We start from the raw sequence: 26876 nt of genomic DNA on the forward strand, positions 1-26876 counted from the left end.
CGTTGTCCTTCCTGGTCGGAGGACAAGAGGACGAGCGGGCGGCCGTCCCCCGGTCAGGGAGGGACGGCCGCCCCGCTGAGGGGGCGTACGGATCAGGCGGGTGGCTCAGCCCCAGCAGTTCTCCAGGCCGTAGGCGGTGTCCTTCGACGTGACACCGTCCTGCGCCTTGTCGGAGATCAGCGTGACGCCGGTGTCGGTGTAACCGGACGCCTTCTTGCCGTCCTTGGCGTACGTCACGACGGCCTTGACGCCCTCGGCGGCCATCTTCAGCGGGTACTGCTGCGACGTGGCGGCGATCTTGCCGTCCTTGACGGCCTGGGTGCCGGTGCAGCCGCCGTCGACGGAGACGATCAGGACGTCCTTCTCCCGGCCCTTGGCCTTCAGCGCGGTGTACGCACCCAGGGCCGCCGGTTCGTTGATGGTGTAGACGACGTTGATGCCGGGCGCCTTCTGCAGGCAGTTCTCCATCGCGGTCTGGCCCTTGGCCTGGTCGCCACCCGTGTCCTGGGCGCACACGACGTCCTTGTCGGTGGCGCCGAAGCCCTTCAGGAATCCGTTGTGCCGCTGGACGCCGACGGAGACACCCGGCGCGAGGTCGAGGGCGGCTATCTTCGCCGTCTTGCCCTTCATGGCGGCCTTGGCGTACTCGCCGATCAGCTGGCCGGCCTTGAGGTTGTCGGTGGCGAAGAGGGCGTCGACCGCGCTCTCCGGCTCGGTCGGGGTGTCCAGGGCGATGACCAGGACACCCTTGGCGCGGGCCTTCTGGATCGCGGGCACGATCGCCTTGGAGTCGCTCGGGGTGATCAGGATGCCCTTCACGCCGGCGGCGACCATGTTCTCGATGGCCGTGACCTGACCTGCGTTGTCCCCGTCGAACTTCCCCGCCGCGGTGGACAGTTGGGCGCCGTTCTCCTTGGCGGCCTTCTCCGCGCCCTCCTTCATCTTCACGAAGAACGGGTTGGTGTCGGTCTTGGTGATCAGACCGACCTTGACGCTGCCCGATCCGGTGCTCGCGGTGCCCGATCCCGATCCGGATCCACAGGCGGTCAGGGCGAGGGCTGCGACACCCGTGCAGGCAGCGGCTCTGAGCAAGGGGGCGGGCAGACGAGAGATGCGTGACATGAACGACTCCTGCGGGATTGCGGGTGAACGGCCGGCATCGGGGCATGCCGTCCCTCGGTGTCATCGTTGACTTATGTCATCGTTGACACTGCTTGGCGAGGATGATGGACTCCGTTCCCAGGCAACGTCAATGCCTTGCACCCGTCACAAATCGGCAACGCCCGCAGCCGTCGCCCGCCCGAAGCCGTTCACCGGCTGCCCGGGACGTGCTTGTTTCTGTCCGCGCATTCCGAGAGAAGAGCAGCCCATGAGCCCGCGCCAGATCACCGTCCTGGGGGAGTGCGTCGCGGACGCCTTCACCGAACCCGCAAGCGTCCCGTACGAGCTCGCCCTGCGGGTGCTGCCCGGTGGCGGACCTGCGAACACGGCGGTGGCCCTGGCCAGGCTGGGTACCCCGGCCCGCTTCCTGGCACGCCTGTCCGGCGATGTGTTCGGCCGCCTGTTCCGGGCCCATCTCGAGGCGTCCGGCGTGGACCTGTCGTACGCCGTCGCGGCCGCCGAGCCCAGCACACTGGCTGTTGCCGAACTGGACGCCGAGGGTCAGGCTGCGTTCTCCTTCCATGCGCAGGCCACCGCCGACTGGCAGTGGACCAGTGCGGAGCTGGTGGGCGTTGACCTGGCCGACACCGCCTGTGTGCACACCGGCTCGCTGGCCCTGGTCAAGGAGCCCGGAGCGGCCGTGCTGGAGGACTTCCTGGCTGTCGCCGCATCTCGGGCCACGATCAGCATCGACCCCAACGTCCGCCCGCTCCTGGTGCACCCCGAGGTCTACCGCGCCCGGCTGGCGCACTGGTGTGCCCTCGCGGATGTACTGCGGCTGAGCGAGGACGACCTGCAACTCCTGCTGCCGGGCACGCCGCCCGAGCAAGCGTGCGACATCTGGCACGCGGCAGGGGCGCGGCTCGTCGTGATCACGCGCGGTGCCGACGGCGCCTTGGCCTCGCTCGACGGCGAACGGGTCCAGGTGCCCGCCGTCTCGACGCGCGTCGCCGACACGGTCGGGGCAGGCGACTCCTTCACCGCCGGGCTGCTGCACCACCTTGGCGCTCGTGGGCTTCTGGGTGGCCGGCTGACGGAACTCCGCCTGGACGACGTCGAGGAAGCCTGCCGCTTCGGCGCCCGCGTCGCGGCTCTGACCTGCTCGGTCGCCGGCCCCAACCCCCCGTGGCAGAGCCAGCTGGCGCAGCTCGCCACGGCCGACCCGGCATGGCGGGCGAGCGCGCCGCTCAGCAGGACATCCCGTCCGAACCGTTGACGCATGAGCCGGAGTGCCTCCATCATCGGGCCACTCGATGTCATCGATGACACAAGTCAACGTTGACACCCCTTGCCGATGCCGATGCCGTGGACGACGACGCCGGCAAGGGCGTCACTTTTCGGCCGGATCCGCGCCGGGCAGCAGGCTTCGCTGCGCGGACGGCCGCAGCACAGGAGACACGATGAGCTCTGGATGTGTATCCCGGCGTGCCCGCATACGGATGATGGCGGCGGTGGCGACCGTCTGCGCCGTGTCGGCGGCCCCGCTCGCCCCCCAGGCCGTAGCGGCCGACACCCGGCCGTACTCCGAGACCTACCGCCCCCAGTTCCACTTCACGCCGGACAAGAACTGGATGAACGACCCCAACGGTCTTGTGTACTTCAAGGGCGAGTACCACCTCTTCTACCAGGACAATCCTAACGGCAACTCGTGGGGCGACATGTCCTGGGGCCACGCGGTGAGCAAGGACCTGGTGCACTGGAAGCAGCTGCCGCTCGCCCTTTCGCACGACGACAACGAGATGGTGTTCTCCGGCAGCGCGGTCGTCGACCGGGACAACACCACTGGCTTCGGCACAAAGAAGAACCCGGCCATGGTGGCGATCTACACCAGCTACAGCAAGGCCACGGGCGTCCAGGCGCAGTCGCTCGCCTACAGCACCGACCGTGGCCGTACCTGGACGAAGTACCAGGGCAATCCCGTCATCGACATCGGCTCCAAGGACTTCCGCGACCCCAAGGTCCAGTGGTATGCGCCGACGAAGAGCTGGCGGATGACGGTGTCGATGTCCGCCGAGCACAAGGTGCGCTTCTACTCGTCCAAGAACCTCAAGGACTGGAAGCTGCAGAGCGAGTTCGGGCCGGCGGGTGCGACGGGCGGCGTGTGGGAGTGCCCGGATCTGTTCCCCCTCGCGGTCGACGGGGACAAGAAGAGGATCAAGTGGGTCCTGGTCGTCAACATCAACCCCGGTGGTATCGCCGGTGGTTCGGCCGCCCAGTACTTCGTCGGCGACTTCGACGGCAAGAAGTTCACCGCCGAGGACAAGGGCACGTACACCCCGCCCACCGGCACGGTGGTGCAGGACTTCGAGGGCACGGACTTCGGTTCGTGGACGACCACGGGCAGCGCGTTCGGCCAGGCGCCGGCAGCCGGGGCGGTGGCGGGTCAGGGCACAGTCGACGGGTTCGACGGCAAGGGTCTCGCCAACAGCTTCCACTCGGGTGACGGCACCACCGGCACCCTGACCTCGCCCTCTTTCACCGTCGACAGCAAGTACCTGAACTTCAAGGTCGGTGGCGGTCGGCACCCGCACGTGGACGGCACCGTCATGGAGCAGGGCCCGCCGCCCGCGGGCACGGTCCTCGCCGACTTCGAGGGCGGCACCTACGGCGACTGGACGACAACCGGGGACGCCTTCGGCACCGCGCCGGCCACCGGCACCCTCCCCAACCAGCAGGAGGTCTCCGGCTTCCTCGGCAGCGGCCTGGTCAACAGCTACCTGAACGGCGACTCCACCACCGGCACCCTCACGTCGCCCGAGTTCACCCTGGACAAGGACTACGTCAACTTCCTTGTGGGCGGCGGCAACCATCCCGCCGGCTCCGACAACCCGACCGCAGTCGAACTGCTCGTCGACGGCAACGTGGTCCGCAGCGCCACCGGACGGGATGGCGAGGCACTCAACTGGGCCTCCTGGGACGTCAAGGACCTCGCCGGCACAAAGGCACAGATCAAGATCGTCGACGACAACAGCGGTGGCTGGGGCCATCTCAACGTCGACCACATCATGCTCTCCGACACCCAGGCCCAGCCCGTCTCCCAGGAAACGTCCGTCAACCTGATCGTCGACGGCCAGGTGGTCCGCAGCGCCACCGGCTCCAACAGCGAGACCCTGGACTGGGCCTCCTTCGACATGCGCCCCTACGCCGGCAAGCAGGCGCGGATCCAGATCGCCGACATGAACACCGCCGGCTGGGGCCATCTCCTCGCCGATCAGTTCACCGCCGCCGACACCCCCGCGAAGTCCGTCGTCCAGCGCGCCGACTGGGCCGACTACGGCAAGGACTACTACGCGGCGGTGTCCTGGGAGGACGCGCCGGACGGCAAGCGGTACATGATCGGCTGGATGAACAACTGGGACTACAGCGGCGTGATCCCCACGTCACCCTGGCGCGGCGCGCAGAGCATCCCCCGAGAGATGGCCCTGCGTACGGTCGACGGCCGCATCCGGCTGACCAGCCGGCCCGTGAACAGCGTGACGTCCCTGCGGCAGGAACGCCCGGCGACCGCCGCCGGTGTCACCGTCAAGAACACCTCTCAGACCCTGATCGGTCCCGCGGCCCAGGGCGAGGCCCTCGACATCGAGGCGGCCTTCTCCCTCAAGGACGCCGATCGGTTCGGCCTGAAGGTGCGCACCGGTGCCGGGGGAGAGGAGACCGTCATCGGCTACGACACCACGACACAGGAGCTGTACGTCGACCGCACCCATTCCGGCGCTGTCGACTTCAACAGCACCTTCCCCGCCGTCCAGACGGCGCCTCTGAAGGCGAAGAACGGCAAGGTGAAGCTGCGGATCCTCGTCGACTGGTCGTCCGTCGAGGTGTTCGGCGGCAGCGGCGAGGCCGTCATCACCGACCAGATCTTCCCCGACCCCGCCAGCCAGGGAGTGCAGTTCTTCGCCGAGAACGGCTCGGTGAAGCTGGACCAGGCCCGCGTCTGGCACCTCGACTCCTACCGCGACTGACGCCGACTGATCCCAACTGCCCTTGACCGACTTCGACCACGGAGGACACCACACCGTGAACAAGACCTTGCTCGCCGAGTTCACCGCCCGCGAGGGAGCGCAGGACGAGGTAGCCCGCCTGATCCTGGAGTACGCCAAGAAGGTGCGCGAGGAAGAAGGCAACATCGCCTTCGACGTCTACACCAGGTCGGCCAACCCACGCGCGTTCTGGATCTTCGAGGTGTACCGCGACGAGGACGCCTTCCAAGCGCACTTGAAGGCACCGTACGGCGGCCCGTTGAACGCGGCGCTCGTCCCGCTGATCGAGGAAGACGCCTCGGTGCTGACCTTCCTCGATCCTGTGACCTGACCTGACCTGACCTGACCTGACCTGACCTGACCTCGCCCGATCCGGTACCGACGCATCGTCATGCCGCTGTCTGGTGGCGATCGTCACGGTAGGGCAGGACCGGCCGCGGCCGCCCACACTCACACCGTCGTGAACTGGAACGACAACCCCAACGCCTTGCAGCCTGCGATCGTCACCGCCCCCTCGGGGGGCGATGACGTGTGGGTGCTCGACTCCACTCCCGTGCGCGGGGTGGTGCGGGGGCGGCGGGCGAGGGTGACGCGGTCGGGCTGGTCGAGGCAGGTGCTGGCCTCGCTGTTTCGGTTGGGGTGATGAGACGTCGATCTTCGTCAGGCACCAGGTGTGCGGGGTGATTTCGCTGCTTGGGCATGGCGGGGTCCTGGCGCGGTGGTCGGGTTCTCCGCGAGGCCGATTTCGAACCAGGCCGTGTGGATAGCGAAGTGGCGGGCCTGCTGGCCTGGCTGCGCGTCCTGCTGCTGGGCGGGGAGCTGGCGACCGCCGAGCCGGAGAAGCTCCGCTACCGGCTGCTGCACGTCGGCGCCCGCCTCACCCGCGGCGGCCGGCGTCTGCGCTTGCGGATATCGGCGACCTGGCCCTGGAGGCACGAACTGGCCACGGCTTTCCATCGCCTCGCCGAACTGCCCCGTCCTGCCGGCTGACCGGCAATCCCCTGGCCGCCCACGACCCGAAAGATCTTAGGGGAAGCGGCCGAAGCGGGTGGTCTTGCCGCACCGGATGCGGTCCTGTCGGCGAGCAGTCGCCAGGCCGTCGGTGTCGAGGCGACCGAGCCGAACACGTCGGCCTGGTCCCGCAGCACGGCCAGGTCCGCAATGGCCTTGGCGCCGTCGGCGAGCATCACCGCCAGGTCGGTGGCGATCCGTCCCGGATCATGTCCGGTCCCGCGAGGCCGCAGAGGCCTGAGAGCGGTGGAATACGCGGCGGTCAGACCTGTGGCATCGGCAAGATCCGCAAACAACCGTGCACCGGCATGCACGACGACCCCCGAACCATCGGCACTGACACAGACCTTGGGACGCAACCCGATTCCTGCACGTAGAAAGTGCCCTCCGCCTGGACCGACAGAACCCCTCAGCAAGGTTCATCGTCCCAGGTCAGGAAGGCACTTTCGCGTTTACGCCTCTACAGCAGCCACACCCAAGCGAAACGGCGAGGCCAACAAACCACCGCTAGCCGCATGCGTTGACGTGCCGGGTCGCCGGTGCCGTGGTCATGCGTCCGGCCTGAGGGCGAGATTCTTGCGGCTGACTCGATCGCGGTGAACCGTCGTTGCCCGGGTCAGCCCCACGTAACCGGACGCCGTGACCCGGAGGGTGTGCGGGCCAGGGTTCGCCGAGAACAAGGTGTAGAAGCCGTCCCCGACGGCGGGGTCCTCCGGCGTGGCCGTAGTGAGGGCGGTTTCGTCCGGGCTCGCGGTATCGCTGACCGTGGCGCCGACCACTCCGGCGCCGCTGGTGGCGTCTCGTACTGTGCCGACGGTCAGGCCGCCGGGTGCAGGCACGAGGACGCGGGTCTGGACGTTCACGTCATCGAGTGACCAGAAGTAGCCCCAGTCGGCGACGAAATGGAAGCGCAGCCGCACGGCTTTGTGCCCTGCGAACTGCCGGAGTGGGACGTGCGCGGTCAGGCGCTGCGCGGAGTCGCTGACCTTCGGCCCGGTCCAGACGTTCTCCCAGGTGGCGCCGTCGTCCGTGCTGGCGTCCACGGTCATGTGCTGCTGGTTGGGGTTGTACAGGTACGCGGTCTTGAACGTGAGTTCTGCCGACTGCGCGGCGGACAGGTCGTACTCAGGGCTGACAAGCTGGCTGTCCTGATGCGGTCCGATCGACCCGTTGTCGCTCTCGACGACGGCGAAGGAACCATTGCCGCCGGTGGCATTGCCGCGTTGGGTCGGGTCGTCGAACTCCCATCCATTGTTGGTACCGGCCGCGTTCACCACGCTCCAGCCCTGGGGCGCGGTCGCGGTGGAGTCGAACGGTTCGCCGCGGTCGGCGAGTTCGAGTCGGTAGCCGACGGCGGTGGCCGCATCGGGGTCGGCGGTCAGAGCGACGTGTGCGGTGATGGATTTGTCGCCCACCGTCACCTTCCGTGCCACGGGTTCATAGCCCGGCAGGGCGGCGGTGACGTTCAGCGTGTAGTCGCCCCCCTTCGGCAGGTTCATTTCGTATGCGCCGGTGACCGGGTCGGTCCAGACCGGGGCTTCGGGAGACCCGCTCACGGCGAGTCGGGCGTAGAGCGGCCAGCCGTGTCCCGACCCGTCCTTGACGGTGCCGTGGACGCGCTCGCGGGGGATGGCGGAGAGTCCGAAGTCGCGGGTGAGGGTCTGGCCGTCCGAGATGTCGAGGGTGACCGGTGTGGCCGTCGTGTAGCCGAAGGCCTTCACGGTCAAGTCCTTGACCGTGCCCGCCGGTAGGTCGAGCGTGTACGCCCCCTGCGTGTCGGTCGTGGCGATGTCCAGCCCGGACCCGACGGTCGCGTGGGCGACCGGCTTGCCGGTGACCGAGTCCTTGACCGTCCCGGAGAGGGTGCCGTGCGGCCCGCTGCGGAAAGCGGCCAGGCCCGCCGGTGTGCCCAGGCCGGTCGGACCGTCGTAGCCGGTGCCGGCGTTGCACAGGTATGCGACGGAGCAGGTTCCGTTCGATCCGGTGGTGATGTCGTTGAGACCGACGCCATCCGCGGCGTAGGGATAGGAGTTGGGGGAGGTGCCAGGGCGCGGAGGCCCGGCCAGCGCGTAGAGCGAGGCGATCACCGGTGTCGCGACGCTGGTGCCGCCGTAGCGTTGCCAGCCGATGCCCTGCGAGCCGTAGGTCAGGTAGACGGCAACGTTGTCGGCGACGGCTGAGACGTCGGCGACACTTCGTCCCGTGCAGCCGGTGTCCTGCTGGAAGTCCGGCTTCGTCTGGTTGGACGCGCACCCGGAGCCCGGCCCGTAGGAGCCCCTGGTCCAGACGGTCTCCGACCAGCCGCGGGCGCTGGTCGGGTCGGCCGTCAGGGTTGTACCGCCGACCGCGGTCACGGACGGGAGGGTCGCGGGGAAGGAGACGCCGTACTTGTTGTCGCCGCTGGCCGCGACCACGGCGACACCAGGATGGTCGTAGGAGGACCCGTAGGTGGCCAGATCGGTCGGGAAGTCACCGCTCCTGCCATAGGAGTTGGAGACGTACTTCGCACCGAGGGCCACGGCCTCGTCCACACCGGCGGCGAGGTTTTCCAGACCGTCGTTGTCCGTCTCCACCAGCAGGATGTCGGCTCCCGGTGCCGCCGCGGAGACCATGTCCAGGTCGAGGGCGATCTCTCCCACCCAGGCGTCATTGGAGGGCGGGTAGTCGGTGCCGCCGCGCTGGTCCACCTTCTTGAAACAGCCGTTGGCGCTGGTGCAGGGCGGCAGGCCGTACTGGCTGCGGTAAACGGCCAGGTCCGCCTCGGCGTTGGGGTCGTCGTAGGCGTCGACGATCGCGATGGTCTGGCCGGCGCCTCCGCCTGCGGGCAGGCTGTAGGCGCTCTGAATGTCCTGCGGACCCAGCCCCGCGGGAACCTCGGACGAGCTCAGCCGCATCCTGGCCGACTGGTCCGTCGTGCGCATGGCGTAGCAGGCCGCGTGCCCCTTCGCCGGGGTGCCGCAGACGGGTGCCAAGTCGGACTCGGCGTCGGAAGCGTCCTGGGCCGTACTGGTCGTGGCCTGCGCGATGGTGGGCGGCGCGGCGTGTGCAAGGGGCTGGACGCCCAGGAGTGCCAGGGCCGCGACACCGAGAATCGCCGCGCCGCGATGGAATATGCGAAAGGCCGGGAACGCACCTGTCGCACGAGTGGGTATCGACACAAGTCGCCAATCATGACTGGGCCCTCAACTCGGGCCGGAGGAAAGCGAATACGCATGAAGTGCGGGCGATCAATTAGCCGATGCCGACTGGCGGCCTGTCAACCCCCGGATTGTTGCGCCCATATGTCGTCGTCGACCCGATCGAGACGAACCCACCGATGTCCGGTCCGGTGAAGTCGAGTGACCGGCGCCAACCCGCCACGAATCCGGTGCGCCGTACTCCGCGCACCGGATGACCTGCTCAACCGAGGGCGGCAACGCATCCGGCCCGGCCCGTGGACCGAGCCGGCCGACGGGCTTCCCACTTGTGCAGGATCACAAATGCCGCACGGTTCGCCCTTGCCGGACAAGGTGAGCGGGCAGCAGAATGAAATCGCTCTCTCGCAGTTCCGGAGTCCGCTTCACCCGGGCGTTTTTCGTCTTCCTTCGGGAACAACGGCAATTTGGTTCGGAGAGAGCCCCGCCAGTCGCTTCCAGCCTCAATTTGCAGCGTTGGGACGGATAGTGAGAACGAATATCCGCCCGCCCCAGGAAAAGGGACACGACCCGGTGCACACGGGAAGGCGGAGTGCCCCCCTCTGCATCTGGTCGTCCTCTGGTTCCCGCTCTTACTCGTTCGAGTTCGGTGCTTCCAGCGGCAGCCAGCCTCGTTCGGCTGCGCGGAGGGCGATCTGGAAGCGTGTTCTGGCGCCCAGTGCGGTGCCGGCCTCGCTCACGTGCTTCTGCACGGTGCGGCGGCTGATGTTGAGTACCCGGGCGATTGCGTCGTCCTTCATCCCGGTCGCCATGAGGTCGAGGATCGCCTGGGTTCGTTCGTCGATCCGCGTCGTCTCCCGGGTCTGGCGGGGGGCGGGCCAGTCCTGCCGGCTTTCCAGTGACACCGGCACCGCGTGCTTCCAGATGGCCTCGAACAGCGCGGCGAGTGCGTCGACGAGGGCAGGTGAGTGGACCACGAGTGACCCGGCCGAGGGGCGGTCGTCGTGCAGGGGCAGGAGGGCGGCGGTCCGGTCGAACAGGACCAGTTTGACGGGAAGCCGGGAGCTGAGCCGGAACTCGCCGCCTCTGGCGCTGCCCCGCAGCGCCGTCTCCAGTGACACCGTGTCCGTGAAGCCCTCGGTGTCGTAGACCGACCGCAGCCGTATTCCCTCGCGGAACTCCGGCTGTGCGGCATCCCCGTGATCGGAGGCATCCGTAGGCCCGGTCACATAGGGCGGCTTGGCCAGGTGCAGTACTTCTTGGGTGCTGCCCTTGAGGAGATGCGCATAGCGCGCGGTGACCTCCTCGGTGTCTTCCAGGACCTCCACCAGGTGCGGAGCCTGCGGGCGGGCCGCGAAGTCGTAGATCTCGTGAAGCTGCTCCATGTACAGCTCGGCCTGGGCCAGTTCGGCGCGCCTGCGGGCCAGCAGGGAGCCCAGGGACGAACGTGGCGGGCCGGCCTTCCACCGCGGGGGCCGGCCGGCGATGGGGATGACCAGGAGTACGTCCTCCAGAGACCGCAGTGCCGTCTCGACCTCTTCGCGCGAGGCGCCGACCGCGGCCGCCATGGTGAGGGAACTGGCGGAGGCGTGGCCCACCAGGTACTCCAGGACTCGGCCGCTGAGCGCGTCCAGCCCGATTCCGGCCCAGGGGCTGTCCGACGTCACATCCATGCAGCCTGACGCTCCCGCTGTTGTGCGCATCGGTGTTGAACGTATCCCTGCGCCGCCGCCCGCGACCCAAGCGCATGTGGGCGATTGCGCGAATCCGCGACAGCCGGATCTTGTCGCGTGTGACGCGACACCGTCAAGGTGGGCTCGCTCCCACCGGTCCCGAAGACGGGACTGGGCCTGCGCAGCATCCGCCTGTACACCCATTCAAGGCGAGGGAATCCTTTGACACACCTCCCGTCCGGAAGACGGCGCCGCCTGCTCGTGGTCGCGGCCGCCCTCCTGGTCACCGCGGCGACCCCGCACGTGGCCTCCTCCGCAGACACCTCGCCGGCCAACAGCCCGGCCGGCGCCACCCGCACCGCTGACAACGTTGCCGCATCCGTCGTCACCCTGGTGACCGGCGACAAGGTCACCGTCGCCCCCGGAGTGGGCGACGGCCCCGGCACGATCACCGTTCAGGGCCCCGACGGCGAGCCCACCGGCGCCCGTGTGCTGACGGTGGGCGGCGACACCTACGTCTATCCCGACTCCGCCCGCCCCTACCTGGCGTCCGGCACCCTGGACGACCGACTCTTCGACATCTCCCGGCTCGTGGCGGACGGCTACGACGACGCGGCGCTCAAGCACCTGCCCCTCATCGTCACCTACGGCGGCAAGGAGGCGTCCGCCTCCACCCTGCGCAGCCGCGCCGTCGCCCTGCCGGGCGACGTCACGGACGTACACCCCCTCACCAGCGTCAACGGGGTCGCCCTCGCCGCGGACCGCGAGGACACTGACGCCTTGTGGAGCGCGCTCACCGGCACCGACTCCGACTCCGACTCCGCGAAGGTGCCGGACGCCGACGCGGCCTTCCACGGCGGCGTCGCCAAAGTCTGGCTCGACGGCCGGGCCGAGGCCACCCGCATGAGCCTGGGCAGCAGCGAGAACGCCGACGGCGACACCGTGCTCGCCCGGGCCGTGAACGAGCTGAGCGCCGAGACCGGCGCCCTGTTCACCATCGCCGCCGGCAACGACGGTCCCGGTGCCCGGACGGTTCGCTCGCCCGGCACCGCCGACGCGGCCCTGACCGTCGGCGCGGTCGACTCCTCCGACGCCCTCGCCGACTTCTCCAGCCGTGGCCCCCGCTACGGCGACGACGCCCTCAAGCCCGAGATCACCGCGCCCGGCGTCGGCATCCTGGCCGCCCGGTCGCAGTACATCGCCACCGGCAGCGGTTACTACATGACCGCCAGCGGCACCTCCATGGCGACCCCGCACGTGGCCGGTGTGGCCGCGCTGGTCGCCGCCGCGCACCCCGACTGGACCGGCAGCCGCATCAAGGACGCTCTGGTCAGCACCGCCGAGCCGACCCTCGACATCAGCGCGGACGACGGCGGCAACGGCCGGGTGGACGCCGCCGCGGCCACGGCGACGCTCACCGCCACCGGCAAGATCGACGCCGGCATCCACTCGCCCGGCACGGACAAGGGCACGGTCCACTCCACCGCGGCCTGGACCAACACCGGCGACCATGCCGTCGCCGTGGACCTCGCTGTGGACGCCCCCGGCGTTCCCGACAGCGTTTTCGCCGTCTCCCCCAGCCGCGTCGAGGTCCCCGCGCACGGCACCGCGACCGCCACGGTCACCACCGACCTGGACAAGGCGGGCGACCTCCAGCGCTGGACCGGACGGCTGACGGCGTCCGCCAAAAGCGTCGCGCTGACCCGCACTCTGCTCGGCGTCAGCACCCGCCAGCAGTTGTTCCACGTCCGTACCAAGGTCACCGGCCGCTCCGCCGAGCCCACGGACGGCGTCCTCACCTTCTACCGCAAGGGTGACGAGTACGCGGGCACCTATCTCTACGGCGGGGGCCAGTCCGACGAGCTGCTGCCGCCGGGCCTCTACACCGTCTACGCGGACTTCCGGGTCGAGGGCACACACGGCGCCGCCTCGCCCGCATGGTCATCCCGCAGGTGAAGGTGACCGGCACCACCGACCTCGTGCTGGACGGCACGAAGCTCAAGCAGGTCAAGACGGTCACGCCGAAGAAGACCGAGAACTTCTCCCGGCGCCTGGACTACTACCGCGAGTTCAAGGACGGCTCCTCGGTCGCCGACACCTCGTTGATCGGCGACGGCTACGACAGCATCTGGACGGCGCCCACGACCGCGCCCAGTGACGGCGAGCAGTACCTCACCGCCCGCTGGCGCAACCAGGAGCCGCTGCTGTCGGTGGCCGCCGGCGGGCAGGAGTTCGACGACCTGTGGATCATGCCCGGCTCGGCGAAGCTGTCCGAGGACGACTACACCCTCGACGTGATCCACCCGGGCGACGGTCTCGCGGAGGACTACAAAGGCATCGACGCCGTCGGCAAGGCCGCAGTGGTGCGCTGGGACTCCGACGATGAGGACACGGCGGACGACCAGATCAGGGCCGCGCAGGCCGCGGGCGTGAAACTGCTGCTGTTCGTCAACGACCTCGACGGGCGACTGCGCGAGCCCATCATCAAGTCCTCCATCGAGGTGGCGGGCCTGTCCCGCACGGAGGGCGACAAGCTCATAGCGAGCGTGGACGCGAGCACGACCGGCAGCCTGCCGCTACGGGCCGTCTCCCGACCCGACACGGACTACCTGTACGACCTGGTCCGCACCTGGAAGGGCCGCATCCCCGCCAACCCCGTCTACGCGCCCACGACCGGGCAACTGGCCCGGGTCGAGACCACCTTCCGCAACCCCACCGGCCGTGAGGTCTACGAGAACCGCTACGACATCCACCCCTGGACCACCTACCAGGTCGGCACCAACCGGCTGAGCACGGCCGGCGCGCACCGCACCGACTACGTCAGCACCGACAGCACGTTCTCGTGGACCGAGGAGGGCGAGCTTCAGTCCCTGTCCTACAGCGCGTCCGGATCCGTCACCTATCCGGCGGGCAGCACCACGGACGTGGAGTGGTTCGGACCCGTGGTGCGGCCACGCATCAACGGCAGCGTCCAACCGCCCGTGCGGACCGGCGACGAGGTGGACGTCATCATCCCGTCCTGGGGCGACTCCGGCGGCAGCCACGCCAACGACGTCGCCTTCGGCAGCACCGGCGCCCAGGAGACCTCGCTGTACCGCGGCGACACCCTGCTCGCCAAGGGCGGCGCCGGGGTGAGCGCGACCGTGCCGGCGAAGAAGGGCGTCTACCGCCTGGTGCACACGGCGACCCGCACCGCCACGGCCGCCTTCCCCTACTCGACCGACACGCGCACCGAGTGGACGTTCACCTCCGCGGCTCCCAGGAACGGCGACGACAGCGAGCAACTCCCACTCGTCCAGCTGGACTACACCCTGCCGACGTCCGACGACGGCAAGGCAGTAGCCGACGCCTCCCTGCTCGTCACTCCACTGCACCTGCAAGGCGGCTCCAACGCGGCGCTCAACACCCGCAAGGTCGAACTGTCCTACGACGACGGCGCCACCTGGACGACGGCACGCCTCAGCGGCAGGGGCAACGGCAAGGTCAGCCTGCCTCTGCACGCGCCCGCCTCGGCGCAGTACCTCACGCTGCGCGTCCAGGCCGGTGACAGCCGCGGCAACACCGTGACGCAGACCGTCGTACGCGCCGCGGGAATCGCCGGATGACCTCGGCGTGACCCAAGCCGCCCGGCGGTCCCGGCATGACCGCTGGGCAGCACCCGTCCGCGCCCGCCCTCGATCCGCTGGGCGGAGTTTACGTACCGCCACCCCGCATCCGCGCGGTCAGGCCACGCATGCCGACGCGCCCCTGTCCGGCGATGCCGCACAGGGTGCTCGTGAGAAACGTCCGAGTGGGCGGAGCCGGACAGAGTCCGGCTGAGGAGCCGGCTCGGCTGCGGGCGGAGAACGTCCGGCTGCTCAGGACGGGGAGGGAGCGGCAGGTGGAGCGCGAGATGCCGCGTCGGGTGGCCAGGAGCACGGTCAGGACGGCCATGTGCTGGGCGGTGTCCACACGGACCCACATCCGCAGCGTCTCCCCGGTGATCCCGAGCTCCGCGGCCAACGCCGCGTACGCGCACCTGCCACCGCCGGCCCGGTACAACGCGATGGAGTCCTTCCGGAACTCCTCCGGGTACGGAGACTGACGTCCTACCTTGACCTGGACCCTCAAGATCCATCGTCAGGGTGTCCACGCCAAAGGATCAGCCTCATCGGCCGCGGACGGCGGGAGGCAGCGCAAGGCCCTGCTTGGCCTGCCGGTGATCTCATCGGTGTCAAATAGATGTCGTAGCAATCTAGATCTTCCTGCGCAGCCAGGCAGAAGCGCTGCTCGCCCGCGACCTGTTCGAGGTGCCCACCCTGACCGGGGCGCGCCTGTACGTCTTCGCGGTGATCGAGCACGCCACGCGGCGGGTGCGGATCCTGGGCGCCGGCGCACACCCGACGGCGGAGTGGATGGCGGAACCCTGCCCGAGTACCGACATGCCGCCTGAGCAGGCCGGATGATGCATCGGCACCCGCACGGTCGGGCCATACGCTCGGCGACGGCATCTGGCGGCGCGCCGTCGACCACTACCTTCACCGCGTCAGCCACGGTTCCACCCTCAGCGGCCGGGTTCACGGTTGGGTCCTGGCTCGGGCCCGGCGCACCGAGGCTCGGACGTACTGGCAGGAAGCCCCGCGCGGCGACATCGCCGACCTCCGGGGCGGCACCACGAGACACGCTCGCCGTGCAGAGGGACGTCATGCCCGCCGTTCCTGTTCGGATCATCCTGGCCGGGCGGTGTGTCCGATGTTCCCGGCAGCAACGGGTGATGCGCACCGAGACGGCGCCGGCCGTCGAGGGAGACATGACCTCGGCGTCGGGCTCCTACCGCACGCCGTACGGCGTCGCACGGACCGACTGGACGCGCGACGCCGGGCTGTTCCGTCTCACCGTGGACGTGCCCGCGGGCAGCACGGCGGAGGTGCGTGTCCCCCTGTTCGACGGACGCGCCGAGGCACCGGCCGGAGCACGGCTGGTGCGCGACGGCGGGACCGAGGCGGTGTACGAAGTCGGCTCGGGCCATTGGAACTTCCGCTCGATCACCTCACCGGTGGTCTTGCCGCACCGGATGTGGTCCTCGACGGTGGCATGGCCGCGGTGACGGACCTCCAGGAACTGGGCGGAGCCGCCACCGGAGTAGGGAGTGTCGGTGAGGAACACCTGATGGCGAAGGCCCTGGTCCTGGTCGAACAGGGACAGCTGGGCTCCGGGGTGCGGGCGTTCGCGGCGCACGATGATGCGGGTGCCAGCCGGATAGCCGGCCAGCCCGGACATCAAGACGGCATCCCCCGCCAACTCAAGCGCTCACTCGCCAGGTGAAGCGCTCAGTCACGATCGGGGTGGGGGACTCCCGGGGCCCTGAGACTCCGGTGCCAGTCCCGCCGAGCGGACGGGGTGTCGACAGCACACCCTCCCCCCGCTTCGTTACGGGGGCGATCCGGGCCGAGGTCTGTCGTTCGAGTCGGGCGGGGGTGAGTGGCTGAAGCTGGGGCGGAGGGCTGCGTGTGCACGGTGAATCGGGAGAGCGCTTTCGGCAATTGATCTGACTCCCTGTCAGTTCTCGCTATTCTCCCGTTGCCCCCACAGGCGGGGCGGCAACAGTGAGGCCGCGGCCTTGGACCAGGGCCTGTGAGCCGCAGTCTGCCGTCCCCTCATGCCTGAGGAAGCCAATGACTCCCACCCCCCACCTCACCGAACTCGACGCCCGCGTGGAGCGCCCCGCCCCCTTCCAGCCCGTGGAACGTTCGCTTCTCCCACACGCCGGTACCGCGACGGTGGACATCGTCGTTCCGGTCTACAACGAGGAACGAGCACTGCCCGGCTGCCTGCGCACGCTCCACGCCCGCCTGTCCCAGGGCTTCCCCTTCCCCTGGCGGATCACCGTCGCCGACAACGCCAGCACCGACGAAACCCTCGCCACCGCCCGCCGCCTCGCGGACGAGCTGCCCGGCGTCGGCGTCGTCCACCTGAACCGCAAGGGGCGCGGACTCGCGCTGCGCACCGTCTGGGGCGCCAGCAACGCGGACATCGTGGCGTACATGGACGTGGACCTCTCCACCGGCCTCGACGGACTGCTTCCGCTGGTCGCGCCCCTGGCCAGCGGTCACTCGGACCTCGCGATCGGCTCCCGGCTGGCTTCCGGCGCACGCACGGTCCGCGGCCCGCGCCGCGAGTTCATCTCCCGCTGCTACAACGGCATCATCAGGCTCACCCATGGAGTCCGCTTCACCGACGCCCAGTGCGGATTCAAGGCGGCCCGCACAGACGTGCTCCGGCCGCTGCTGGAAGTGACCCGCGACGACGCGTGGTTCTTCGACACCGAGCTGCTCCTGCTCGCCGAGCACAACAGACTGCGTATCCACGAGGTCCCGGTCGACTGGGTCGAGGACGTCGACACCCGGGTGGATGTGGTGAGCACCGCCAGGGAAGACCTGCGGGGCCTGTGGCGCATGGCGCGGCTCAAGGCGTCTGGTGACGCCCGGGTCGAGGTGCGGACGCGCCCAGAGCCGGCCGCCGAACACCCCGACGCCGTCCTCGCACCCTCCACACGACGCGGTGTGCTGTCGTGGGAGGTCGGCTGTTTCCTCGCGATCGGTGTCGTCTCCACGGTCGGACAGGCCCTGCTGTACTGGCTGTTGCGCGGTTGGTGGTCTCCGGCCGTCGCCAACCTGATCTCGCTGTTCGGCCTCACCGTCCTCAATACCGAGGCGAACCGCCGCCTCACCTTCCGGTACTCCACCACCCCGCCCGCACGCGCGCACCTCGGTGCCGGGGGGCTGTTCGTCCTCGGCTATCTGGTCACCTCCGCTGCGGTGCTGTGGTTCAAGTGGCTCGATCCCGGTGCCTCACCGGCCGCGGAGACCGCGGTCCTCGCCACGGCGTCCGTCGCGGTCACCTGCGTGCGCTTCGCCGTGCTGCGGCTGGCCGTCTTCACCGCCCCCCGTAGCCGTACCCGTTGATGAGAGCGAATCCCGACATGAGCAACTATGCGCACATCAGGCCCGCGCCGGCGGCATCGGCACACGACGGGAGGGGTACGAGTACGTCCGCCCGCTCGCTGCCCGCCTGGGCGGCACCCGCGGCGCTCGGAACCGTCCTCGTGCTCGCGGCCGTCCTGTACGGCTGGGCACTGGGCTCCCTGGGGTGGGGCAACAGCTACTACTCGGCGGCCGTGAAGTCGATGGGGAAGAGCTGGACCAACTTCCTCTTCGGCTCCTTCGACCCGGCCGGCGTGATCACGGTCGACAAGCCCCCGGCCGCGCTGTGGCCGCAGGTGATCAGCAGCAAGATCTTCGGGATGCACGGCTGGGCGCTGATCCTGCCGCAGGTGTTCGAAGGTGTGGCCGGGGTGCTGGTGCTGCACCGCACCGTGCGCCGCTGGGCGGGGGAGGGAGCGGCGCTGATCGCGGCTCTGGTGCTCACCCTGACGCCCATCACCGTGGCCATCAACCGGGACAACAACCCGGACACGCTGCTGGTCCTGCTGCTGGTGTCGGCGGCGTACGCGCTCACCCGTGCGCTGCAGGCCGAGGGCCGGGCCGCGACCTGGTGGCTGTGCGCGAGCGGCTTCCTGATCGGGTGCGGATTCCTCACCAAAATGCTCGCCGCCTGGATGGTCATCCCCGCGTTCGCCGTCGCCTGGCTCGTGGGAGGAAGCGGCCCCTGGATACCGCGAGTGCGGCGTCTGCTGGGCGCGGGAGCCGTCCTGGCGGCGTCCTCCCTGTGGTGGGTCGCCATGGTCGCCCTGTGGCCGGGCGACCGCCCCTACATCGGCGGCAGCAAGGACGGCTCGGCCTGGGACCTCGTGATCGGCTACAACGGACTGGGGAGGGTCTTCGGCTCCAGCGACGGAACGCCCCAGACGATGGGCGGATTCGCCGGGGGATTCGGCGGTCAGTCCGGTCTGGGCCGGCTGTTCGGCGCACAGGTGGGCGGTCAGATCAGCTGGCTGCTGCCGGTCTGCGCGCTGGCCCTGGTCGTCGCCGTCGCCGGGGCGGTACTGCGCCGACGCGGCGGACTGCCCGACTCCGCCGTACTGCCGACCTCCGGCTGGCTGCTGTGGGGAACCTGGCTGGTGGTCTGCGGGGCCGTGTTCTCGACCCAGAAGGGCATCTTCCACCCGTACTACACCACTCAGCTCGCCCCGGCGATCGCCGCCCTGTGCGGCGGACTGATGGCTGCCCTCGTCCGCATCCACCGCGCCGGCCTGCGCTGGGCGCCTCTGGTCGGCGTAGCCGCGGTCGTGGTGAGCGTCGCCTGGGCCGTGGCGCTGGTTCGCCGTGAGCCCGACTGGAACGGCTGGCTGGTGTGGCCCGTGCTGCTGGTCGGTTGCGCCGCGGTCGTCCTGCTGGTGCTGTCACGTCGCCGTGGCCGTCTGCTGACGGTTGCCGGTTGCGTCGCGGTCGCATCGGTTCTGCTGGCGCCGGGAGCCTGGGCGGTGACCGTGCCCGGCTCGACCAACACGGGGGGCTCCAACCCGACGGCAGGTCCACTGACGTTCGGATTCGGCGGAGGCGGTGGCATGCCCCGGCAGGGTCCGAACGGTGGAGACCTTCCCTCGGGCATGCCGTCCGGGATGCCGTCGAACATGCCGGGCTTCCCCGGCGGTGACGCCTCTTCGGGACAGACTGGTGAGCCCCCGACCGGCGGAGTGTCTTCCAGCATGCCCACAGGGGGAGCAAGCGGTATGCCCGGTGCACCCGGGGAAACGGGCTCGAACCCCCGCGGCACACCCTCGTTCCCGGGCGTCGGCTCGGGAGGGACCCCTGGTGGGCGCGGCGGCTTCGGTAGTGGGGAGCTCACCGCCGACCAGCGCAAGATCGTCCAGTACGCCGTCGAGCACGCACCCGACGCACGCATCAAGCTCGCCGTCGAGGGCGGAGCCCTCAACGCCAGCGCTTTCATCCTGGGCACCGACGAGACCGTGATCGGTATGGGCGGCTTCACCAACAGCGACAACGCGCCGTCGGTGGCGCAGTTGGAGAAGTGGACCAAGGACGGCGAACTACGCTACATCCTGGGTTCCGACACGAACGGCGGCGGCGTGCCGGGCCTGTCCGGCGGATACACCAAGCAGCGCTCCGACTGGATCGCCGACCATTGCACCAAGGTTCCGGCGTCGGCATACGGCGGCACCTCCGGCACGTCGTCACAGCAAGACGGCGGCGGTGCGATGGGATCCGGGGGAGGCAACGTGCTCTACGACTGCGCCGCGAAGTAGCCGACGCCCAAGCGACGGTCGCGACACGGCAGAACGGACCAGCAGACGCATGACCGAGCAGCCCGCAGCCGCGCGGCCGCGACATCGGCTCCTCGTGGTCGAGGACGAGCCCAGCATTCGCACCCTGCTGGAGGCAACGCTTCGCCTGACCGGATACGAGGTGAGCAGCACCGACACCGGACAGGCGGCCCTCCTGGAGGTCGAACGCCTAAAACCGCATCTGGTGCTGCTGGACGTGATGCTGCCCGACCTGGATGGCTTCGAGGTGACCCGCAGGCTGCGGGCGGCAGGCAACGACTGTCCGATTCTGTTCCTGACCGCCCGCACCGGCACCGACGATCGCATCACCGGTCTCAGTGCCGGCGGGGACGACTACGTTGCCAAACCCTTCAGCATCGAGGAGGTGTTGCTGCGCATCGAGGCCATTCTGCGTCGCACGGCGCCGGCCGCCGAATGGCAGGCGGTGCAGAGCGTTCTGCGCTACGCCGACCTCGAACTCGACGAGGGCGCCCACGAGGTGCACCGCGCAGGGCAGTACATCGCCCTGTCTCCCACCGAGTTCAAGCTCCTGGCCTATCTCCTGTCGAACGCGGGCCAGGTGGTGAGCAAGGTTCAGATCCTCGACCACGTCTGGAGCTACGACTTCGCTGGCGACTCCCGGATCATCGAAACGTACGTCAGGTACCTGCGCAGGAAGATCGATTGCTTCGAGCCGCCACTGATCCACACCGTGCGCGGCGTCGGCTACTGCCTGCGGCTTCCTCGCGACCACGCAGGGACGTCGGGCCAGTGACCCGGTTCCTGCCCCGGCCGCCCAAGTCGGTGCGACGGCGCCTCATCCTCGGCGCCACTCTGCTCGCCACCGCGGCAGTCCTGACCTCCCAGGCGATCGGATACGTGGTGCTTCGCTCCTGGCTGCTGGACCGGGTCGACGAGCAGCTCGTCGAGTTCCATCCACCGGCTCCCGCCTATGACGACGCGCTCCAAGGCAGGCTCCCGCACTCGGGAGAACGCCCGGACGTGCTTCCCTCGGACTTCCACATCTACTTCTACGACTCCTCCGGGCGCCGTCTGAACAACTCCCTGGGCTCCGAGACCAAGCCAGGACCTCGGTTGGCCGATCACGCGGAGGACCTCGGGCTGCAGGACGGGCACCCCGAAACCGTGCCCGCCATCAGTGGTGACGGCCGCTGGCGGGTACTGCTGAACCCCGGTCCGGACGGCATGAGCGCGGTGGTCACCCTTCCGCTCGACACCGTCGACGGTGCCACATCGAAGCTCCTATGGCTGAACGCCGTGCTGCTCGCCGTCACGATCGTCGCCCTGATCGCCCTGGGCCGGTGGGTGGTTCGCCTGGGGCTGCTGCCTCTGACCAGAATGGAACGGACGGCTCAGGACATCACCGCAGGCCGGCTCGATCTGCGTTTGGCAGACACCGATGCGCGTACCGAGGTCGGACGACTCGGCCGGGTCCTGAACTCCATGCTCGACCGCCTGCAGAAGGCGCTGCTGGCCCGGGAGGCCTCGGAGGCCCGCCTTCGCCGGTTCGTCGCCGACGCCGGGCACGAATTGCGCACTCCGCTCACCGCCATCCAGGGCTATGCCCAACTCGCCCTGCGCCCCGAACCGCGCTCGGCCCTCGAACGACACGAGGCCAACCGGTTCATCGCACAGAACGCGGAACGCATGAGTCTGCTCGTGGACGACCTCCAGTTGCTCGCGACCCTGGACAAAGAACCTTCCTACCGCAGGGAGCGGGTCGACCTGCTGTCCCTCGCGGCGGACGCCGTCAGCGCCGCCGCCGTCCACAGCGAGTCCCACCCCGTCGACCTCGGCCCGCTGCACGCCCCGTCCGATCCCACCGGGGCCGAGGAGCTCGACGTCGCGGAGACCGTCGGTGATCCGCACCGATTGCGTCAGATCGTGGAGAACCTGCTCTCCAACGCCCGCACCCACACCCCGCCGGGCACCCGCGTCCACGTCCGCGTCGGCACGACCGAGGCGGGTCCCGGAACCGGAGGCACGGACCGACCCGGACGCACCACCGCTTCACCGCCTCTGTCGGAGGGCCTGCCGATCAGCGTGATCGAGGTGTCGGACGAAGGGCCGGGCCTCGAACCCGTCGACGCCGAGCTCGTCTTCGAGCGCTTCTACCGAGCCGACCCCGCCCGCTCCCGCATCCACGGCGGCAGCGGCCTCGGCCTGGCCATCGCCGCGACCATCGCCGAGGGCCACGGCGGCCGCCTCGAACTCGACACGACCCCCGGCCGCGGCTGCACCTTCCGCCTGGTTCTGCCCGCAACCGACTTCGGCCAGGAACCCCGCTGATCCCGCGCGTACGGGTGTGCGGCCTTTACAACGGCGCATTGACAGGAACGCCGGGACGCCTACCGGCACGTGTCGAAGACGAGCGTCACGTATGGGCAGCAGTCCGCACAGCTCAAGGAGATACGCGGCTTTGACCCGGAGCGTCAGGGACGCTGGTCTTTCTCCTCCCAGCAGGCCACCCCGCGCCGGCTGAACAAGGCGTTCGCCGCGTTCTTCCGCCGTGTCAAGTCCGGTGGGGCGCGTCCGTTTCCAGGGTGTCGGGCATGTCAGGGTCAACCAGCACCGGCCCGTGGTCGGCAAGGTCAAGACCGTGTCCGTCAAGCGCGAGGGCAAGCGCTGGTACGTCGTCCTCACCGCCGAGCAGGAGCAGCCCGAGCCGCTGCCCAAGACGGGCAGCGCGGTCGGCATCGACATGGGGATAGCCTCATTCCTCACCACCTCCAACGGTGAGCACGTCGCCAATCCCCGCCACGGCCGCAAGGCTGCTGCGAAGCTCGAAGCAGCGCAGCAGGCCCTGCCCCGTTTCCCGCGTGTGCGCCGCGCCAAGCGCGCCGCCAACCACCAGCGGGCCGTGGACAATGTTGCCAAGCTGCACCGCAAAGTCCGCCGCCAGCGGCTCGACCACGCCCACAGGGTCGCTGTCGACCTCGTGCGGCAGCACGACGTCATCGCGCACGAAGACCTCAAGATCCGCAATATGGTCAAGGCCCCCGCGCCGAAGGCCGATCCTGACCAGCCGGGCAGCTTCCTGCCCAATGGTTCCGCCGCGAAGGCCGGGCTGAACCACTCGATCTCGGATGCCGGACGGGAAGTGATCGCCGTGGACCCCCGCAACGCCTCTCGGACCTGCCCCGCATGCGGGCACGGCGCAGCGGAGAACCGGCCCACCCAGGAAAAGTTCCACTGCGTCTCGTGCGGCCACACCGCGCACGCGGACACGGTGGGCGCCCAAAACGTTCTACGGGCCGGGCTGGTCCCTCGCGACGCCAACCCGGCATAGCGACAAGCCCCCTCGTTTACGAGGGAGAGGAGTCACCAGCAGCAGCCCGTCGTGCCAGCTGCCGTCCGGGCCACGCTCGTACCGTCGCATGATGCCCACCGGGCGGAAGCCGACCTTGCGGTAGCACCGGATGGCGGCGGCATTGTCCGCGGCCGGGTCGATCACCAGTCGGCGGTATCCGTGATCATCGATCGGGTGGCGTGCCAGGGCGCGGACCGCGTCAGTGCCAAGGCCGCGCCCGTGCACCGCCGGGTCGAGATAGATGTCGATGTTGGCATGCCGGTAGTCGGGCTCGTCCTCGGCGCCCCACTGGATAGCGCCGACCACCCTGCCGCCGTGCTCGACCGCGAAGGTCCGGGCCCCGGGATCTTCGAGGTCCCCGGTCACGGCGGCCGTCAGGTCGTCGCCGCCCCGCCGGCGCGTGTACACCTCAGGCGCGGTCCGGATCGCGGCCAGAGCCGGGATATCGCCCACCGTCGACGGGCGAGGCGTCACCAGGGCTCCGCGCAGGACCGTCCGCATGCCACTGATCATCCCCGACTTCGGATCCACTCGTCCGGGCCGAAGTCCATGCTGCGTCGACCCGGGACCTGGCCCGACCGAAAATTCGGCGGCAACCTTTTCGCCATCCGTGGCCACTGAGTAGTGCAAGCGACACGCTCTTCGAACGGATGGACATGGAAGAAACACGCCAGGCCGCGCGGCAGCGCAGGCGCAGACGCCGGCTGATGGTGGGTACTACCACGGGGCTGGTCGTCACAGGTCTCCTCGTCTGCCTGGCCATGGCGATGCAGCCGGACCGCAAGAAGGATGCCGGGCGGGCTCCAGCCACGACCGTCGCCAACTCCCAAAAGACTGACCCACCGGCATTGCCCGAGAAGAAGAAGTCCCCCACACCTTCCCCGTCCAAAGTCTCCGCGTCCCCGTCGGCCGGGGCCAAGAAACCGAAGGCCTCCGCGTCCCCGTCGGGGACGCCGTCATCGACGTCACCGGGGAAGACGTTCACCACGTCCTCCTTGGCCGGACGGATCCGAGGCAAAGTCACCTACCCGGGAGTAGCCACCGTCTACAAGGCCGGGGTCGGGGACGGCGCCTGCTCGTATGGCCCGAGCGGCGACATGATGATCGCGGCGATGAACACCACCGACTACGAGACGTCCAAGGCCTGCGGGGCATACATACTCGTGCGCGCGGCGGACGGTGCCTCCGTCACCGTCCGGATCACCAACGAATGCCCTCTGCCCTGCGCGCCGGGTCAACTCGACCTCAGCGAACAGGCCTTCGCCAAACTGGCACCTGTCTCGACCGGCCGGATCGCCATCACCTGGAGTCTGGTGAGCCCCAGCTCGTCGGGCACGGTCTCTATCCGCTACAAGACCGGATCCAGCCCCTACTGGTGCGGCGTCCAGGCCATCGGGCACCGCAACCCGCTCGCCCGGCTGGAGGTCAGCACCGGCGGCGGCTGGCGCCAACTGACCCGCACCGACTACAACTACTTCCTCTCTCCCGACGGCAGTGGATGCGGCAAGGCGATCAGGCTCACCGACATCTACGGAGAACAACTGACCATCAACGGCATCGCCTTGCGGCCGGACGTCGTGCAGTCGACGGGAGTCCAGTTCGCCCGGCACTGACTCCGCCGCCGACACCGGGCCTCTCCGAACGCAACGCTCGGAGGGACCCGATGTCGGTGTGTCAGGCCGGTTGCCCGAACTGGATACCGCGACCGTCGGTGGCCAGGCACACGTGGCCGTGGGCCCGGGGGTCCCCGGTGATGGCCTCACCGATCCAACCCCACTGGTGCTGGTCGTCGTCGATGGCTGGAGGTCGGTCCGGGTGCGGTGCCAGCGCACGGGGTGACGCATCGCCGGGGCGGTCGTGAGCGATGGCGACGCGGATCTCCACCACGAGCTCCGGCTCGATGAGCGTGACGAACTGGGCAACGCGCACCAGGTACGGGCGACGAGCATCAACTGTGTCCCGCACCGCACTACATGGGCCGTGGTCAGTGCACGTCGGCGGGCAGGATTCACCCGTGCTTACCCGCAGTCGTTGCGGTTGGTCTTCAGGGAGCGGGTCTGGTCGTTGAGGTTGTAACCGCGCAGGTCGTGGATGGAGCCGCCGCTGCGGGTGATGCATACCCACCGCCCGCTGTAGTTCCGCTTCTCGTAGACGCGGGCGGTGCGGTCGGAGTTGTTGCGGATGGAGCTACCGCGGTCACGGATCGCGGACGGCAGGTCCTTCACGCTTCCGTCCACGGCACGCCGCACCCACGGCTGGCCCTCAAAGTTGATCTCGGGGTAACGGTCCCGGCCGGCAGGTGGTGGCAGGCGAGGGTGAGGTCGCCCCATGCGGCGGTGACGTGGCGTCCGGAGCGGGCCTGCAGCGCGTCGGCCGTGGCCGCGGCGCCCGTCGGTACCGTCGGGAAGCGGGCCGTGCTGGGGGCTCACAGGCTGGTGGTGGGACCTCGCGCTTCGCTGCATACACCAAGGCTGTGACCTGCGGCTTCTCGCGGTGCCTCACGCTGCTTCATCTGCGGTTGTCTCGGCTCTCGGTGCATCCCCGCCAGGTTTGGCGACACGGGTGCGGTTCCTCCCGTGCCGCGCGGCGCCCTCGTGATGTCAGGCGGCGCGCTTCACGTGGCGGACCAGCCACATCAGCAGGGCGTCCAGGTCGGCGGCGGCCGAGAGGACCCGGTCGACCGCCTCGGGGGTGTGCAGCCATGCCTCGCAGCCGAGGGGACGGGCGGCTATCAGCGAACGGTGGCGCAGCAGGTTCGTACGGGTGTGGTTCGTCGGATAGCCGCGTGGGGGGCGTTTCATCAGGTCCCCAGAGATGTCGTAGCCCTTCTTCCGCACGTCCTCGACGATGGCGGCCAGTTCGCGGCCGCTCCCCTCGGAGGCCACGGCTTTGCGGAACATGTCCACCTGGCCGGGATCGGGGTACCACCAGGCGCCCTGGACCCGCAGGCCGTCCAGGGCGAACCGGAGACCGATCTCGATCTTGCGGCCGAGCCGGATCACCGCGCTCTGGTGCTGCCACCACCAGGAGTCGGTGCGGTAGTGCCAGACGGAGAAGTCCTCGTATCGAGGGTCGGTGTCCGCGACCTCGTTGAGCAGGGCGATCATCGGCTGCCGGACCAGGCGTTCGCGGTCCGCGCGATAGCGCTCGCGGGTCGCGTGGGTCGGTTCGCCCTGGAGCTGCCACAACACATCCATGGCCTGCTCCGGCCAGCCGGTGAACTGTCCGCGCATGCGGGCAGGTTAGCTCACCCATGGTTCGCACGCGGAGAGTGAGACGGGTAGGGAGCCGTGACCCCAGACAAGGTGGGAGGCGCTGCGACGGGGTTCGTCGGCCAGTCGAGAGTGCAGTCGATATGAAGCG

19 protein-coding genes and 7 pseudogenes are annotated in these 26876 nt (G+C 69.3%); 16 read left to right on the top strand and 10 right to left on the bottom strand.

The window, feature by feature from the left end; genetic code table 11:
• Positions 1 to 105: 105 nt before the first annotated feature.
• A complete protein-coding gene (locus tag AAFF41_RS44150; RefSeq protein WP_343325844.1) occupies positions 106 to 1122 on the bottom strand; it encodes a sugar ABC transporter substrate-binding protein in 1017 nt (338 codons plus the stop codon).
• A 247-nt stretch (positions 1123 to 1369) separates the two neighbouring features.
• Between AAFF41_RS44150 and AAFF41_RS44155 the strand changes: the two genes are divergently transcribed.
• The 5 genes and pseudogenes from AAFF41_RS44155 to AAFF41_RS44175 form a co-directional block, all read left to right on the top strand.
• A complete protein-coding gene (locus AAFF41_RS44155; protein WP_319750859.1) occupies positions 1370 to 2377 on the top strand; it encodes a carbohydrate kinase family protein in 1008 nt (335 codons plus the stop codon).
• 184 nt (positions 2378 to 2561) lie between these two features.
• Complete coding sequence (locus AAFF41_RS44160) at positions 2562 to 5123, top strand: GH32 C-terminal domain-containing protein (protein ID WP_343325845.1); 2562 nt, start codon at positions 2562 to 2564, stop codon at positions 5121 to 5123.
• Positions 5124 to 5178: 55 nt separating this feature from the next.
• On the top strand, positions 5179 to 5472 hold the full coding sequence (locus AAFF41_RS44165; RefSeq protein WP_319750857.1) for a putative quinol monooxygenase: 294 nt from the start codon (positions 5179 to 5181) through the stop codon (positions 5470 to 5472).
• Between the two features lie 129 nt (positions 5473 to 5601).
• Complete coding sequence (locus tag AAFF41_RS44170) at positions 5602 to 5784, top strand: hypothetical protein (protein ID WP_319750856.1); 183 nt, start codon at positions 5602 to 5604, stop codon at positions 5782 to 5784.
• Between the two features lie 137 nt (positions 5785 to 5921).
• A pseudogene (locus tag AAFF41_RS44175) lies at positions 5922 to 6131 on the top strand (transposase); the annotation flags it as partial.
• Here AAFF41_RS44175 and AAFF41_RS44180 read toward each other — a convergent pair.
• The 3 genes and pseudogenes from AAFF41_RS44180 to AAFF41_RS44190 all read right to left on the bottom strand — a co-directional run.
• A pseudogene (locus tag AAFF41_RS44180) lies at positions 6125 to 6517 on the bottom strand (IS1380 family transposase); the annotation flags it as partial. The pseudogenes AAFF41_RS44175 and AAFF41_RS44180 sit on opposite strands and share 7 nt — an antisense overlap.
• Before the next feature lie 183 nt (positions 6518 to 6700).
• A complete protein-coding gene (locus AAFF41_RS44185; RefSeq protein WP_343325846.1) occupies positions 6701 to 9310 on the bottom strand; it encodes a carboxypeptidase regulatory-like domain-containing protein in 2610 nt (869 codons plus the stop codon).
• A gap of 608 nt (positions 9311 to 9918) precedes the next feature.
• Positions 9919 to 10959: a helix-turn-helix transcriptional regulator gene (locus AAFF41_RS44190; protein WP_319750854.1), complete on the bottom strand. Its 1041-nt coding sequence runs from the start codon at positions 10957 to 10959 to the stop codon at positions 9919 to 9921.
• 222 nt (positions 10960 to 11181) lie between these two features.
• Between AAFF41_RS44190 and AAFF41_RS44195 the strand changes: the two genes are divergently transcribed.
• On the top strand, positions 11182 to 12915 hold the full coding sequence (locus AAFF41_RS44195) for a S8 family serine peptidase (RefSeq protein ID WP_343325847.1): 1734 nt from the start codon (positions 11182 to 11184) through the stop codon (positions 12913 to 12915).
• Entirely contained in the window at positions 12897 to 14564 is a 1668-nt protein-coding gene (locus AAFF41_RS44200; protein WP_343325848.1) for a protease-associated domain-containing protein, read from the top strand. The genes AAFF41_RS44195 and AAFF41_RS44200 overlap by 19 nt, the downstream gene beginning before the upstream one ends.
• Positions 14565 to 14886: 322 nt before the next feature.
• Here AAFF41_RS44200 and AAFF41_RS44205 read toward each other — a convergent pair.
• Positions 14887 to 15069: pseudogene (locus AAFF41_RS44205) on the bottom strand (transposase); the annotation flags it as partial.
• A gap of 131 nt (positions 15070 to 15200) precedes the next feature.
• Here AAFF41_RS44205 and AAFF41_RS44210 point away from each other — a divergent pair.
• The 3 genes and pseudogenes from AAFF41_RS44210 to AAFF41_RS44220 all read left to right on the top strand — a co-directional run.
• Positions 15201 to 15362 (top strand): annotated as a pseudogene (locus AAFF41_RS44210) (integrase); the annotation flags it as partial.
• A 58-nt stretch (positions 15363 to 15420) separates the two neighbouring features.
• Positions 15421 to 15615, top strand: a pseudogene (locus AAFF41_RS44215) (hypothetical protein); the annotation flags it as partial.
• Positions 15616 to 15712: 97 nt separating this feature from the next.
• Positions 15713 to 16045, top strand: coding sequence for an alpha-L-rhamnosidase C-terminal domain-containing protein (locus tag AAFF41_RS44220; protein WP_343325849.1), 333 nt, complete (start codon positions 15713 to 15715; stop codon positions 16043 to 16045).
• Here AAFF41_RS44220 and AAFF41_RS44225 read toward each other — a convergent pair.
• Positions 15991 to 16206 (bottom strand): annotated as a pseudogene (locus tag AAFF41_RS44225) (IS1380 family transposase); the annotation flags it as partial. The gene AAFF41_RS44220 and the pseudogene AAFF41_RS44225 sit on opposite strands and share 55 nt — an antisense overlap.
• Positions 16207 to 16613: 407 nt before the next feature.
• Between AAFF41_RS44225 and AAFF41_RS44230 the strand changes: the two are divergent.
• From AAFF41_RS44230 to AAFF41_RS44250, 5 genes and pseudogenes are all read left to right on the top strand, one after another.
• Positions 16614 to 17903: a bifunctional glycosyltransferase family 2/GtrA family protein gene (locus AAFF41_RS44230; RefSeq protein ID WP_319750851.1), complete on the top strand. Its 1290-nt coding sequence runs from the start codon at positions 16614 to 16616 to the stop codon at positions 17901 to 17903.
• A gap of 17 nt (positions 17904 to 17920) precedes the next feature.
• Positions 17921 to 20164: an ArnT family glycosyltransferase gene (locus tag AAFF41_RS44235; RefSeq protein ID WP_343325850.1), complete on the top strand. Its 2244-nt coding sequence runs from the start codon at positions 17921 to 17923 to the stop codon at positions 20162 to 20164.
• A 49-nt stretch (positions 20165 to 20213) separates the two neighbouring features.
• A complete protein-coding gene (locus tag AAFF41_RS44240; RefSeq protein ID WP_319750849.1) occupies positions 20214 to 20957 on the top strand; it encodes a response regulator transcription factor in 744 nt (247 codons plus the stop codon).
• Complete coding sequence (locus AAFF41_RS44245) at positions 20954 to 22492, top strand: sensor histidine kinase (protein ID WP_343325851.1); 1539 nt, start codon at positions 20954 to 20956, stop codon at positions 22490 to 22492. Before AAFF41_RS44240 ends, AAFF41_RS44245 begins: the two co-directional genes overlap by 4 nt.
• A gap of 17 nt (positions 22493 to 22509) precedes the next feature.
• Positions 22510 to 23492: pseudogene (locus tag AAFF41_RS44250) on the top strand (RNA-guided endonuclease InsQ/TnpB family protein); the annotation flags it as partial.
• Here AAFF41_RS44250 and AAFF41_RS44255 read toward each other — a convergent pair.
• A complete protein-coding gene (locus AAFF41_RS44255; protein ID WP_343325852.1) occupies positions 23451 to 24014 on the bottom strand; it encodes a GNAT family N-acetyltransferase in 564 nt (187 codons plus the stop codon). The pseudogene AAFF41_RS44250 and the gene AAFF41_RS44255 overlap by 42 nt on opposite strands.
• A 155-nt stretch (positions 24015 to 24169) precedes the next feature.
• Here AAFF41_RS44255 and AAFF41_RS44260 point away from each other — a divergent pair, with 155 nt between their 5' ends.
• A complete protein-coding gene (locus AAFF41_RS44260; protein ID WP_343325853.1) occupies positions 24170 to 25126 on the top strand; it encodes an expansin EXLX1 family cellulose-binding protein in 957 nt (318 codons plus the stop codon).
• A gap of 61 nt (positions 25127 to 25187) precedes the next feature.
• Here AAFF41_RS44260 and AAFF41_RS44265 read toward each other — a convergent pair whose 3' ends face one another.
• The 3 genes from AAFF41_RS44265 to AAFF41_RS44275 form a co-directional block, all read right to left on the bottom strand.
• Positions 25188 to 25442, bottom strand: a complete 255-nt coding sequence (locus AAFF41_RS44265; RefSeq protein WP_319750912.1) for a hypothetical protein — start codon at positions 25440 to 25442, stop codon at positions 25188 to 25190.
• A gap of 89 nt (positions 25443 to 25531) precedes the next feature.
• Positions 25532 to 25750 (bottom strand): peptidase inhibitor family I36 protein, encoded by a 219-nt coding sequence (locus tag AAFF41_RS51935; protein ID WP_319750845.1) that lies wholly within the window; start codon positions 25748 to 25750, stop codon positions 25532 to 25534.
• 363 nt (positions 25751 to 26113) lie between these two features.
• Positions 26114 to 26746 carry a DUF2461 family protein gene (locus AAFF41_RS44275; RefSeq protein ID WP_319750844.1) on the bottom strand — a complete coding sequence of 211 codons (633 nt, stop codon included), beginning with the start codon at positions 26744 to 26746 and terminating at the stop codon, positions 26114 to 26116.
• Between the last annotated feature and the right edge of the window lie 130 nt (positions 26747 to 26876).

This window comes from Streptomyces mirabilis (genome assembly GCF_039503195.1).
GTDB lineage: Bacteria > Actinomycetota > Actinomycetes > Streptomycetales > Streptomycetaceae > Streptomyces > Streptomyces mirabilis_D.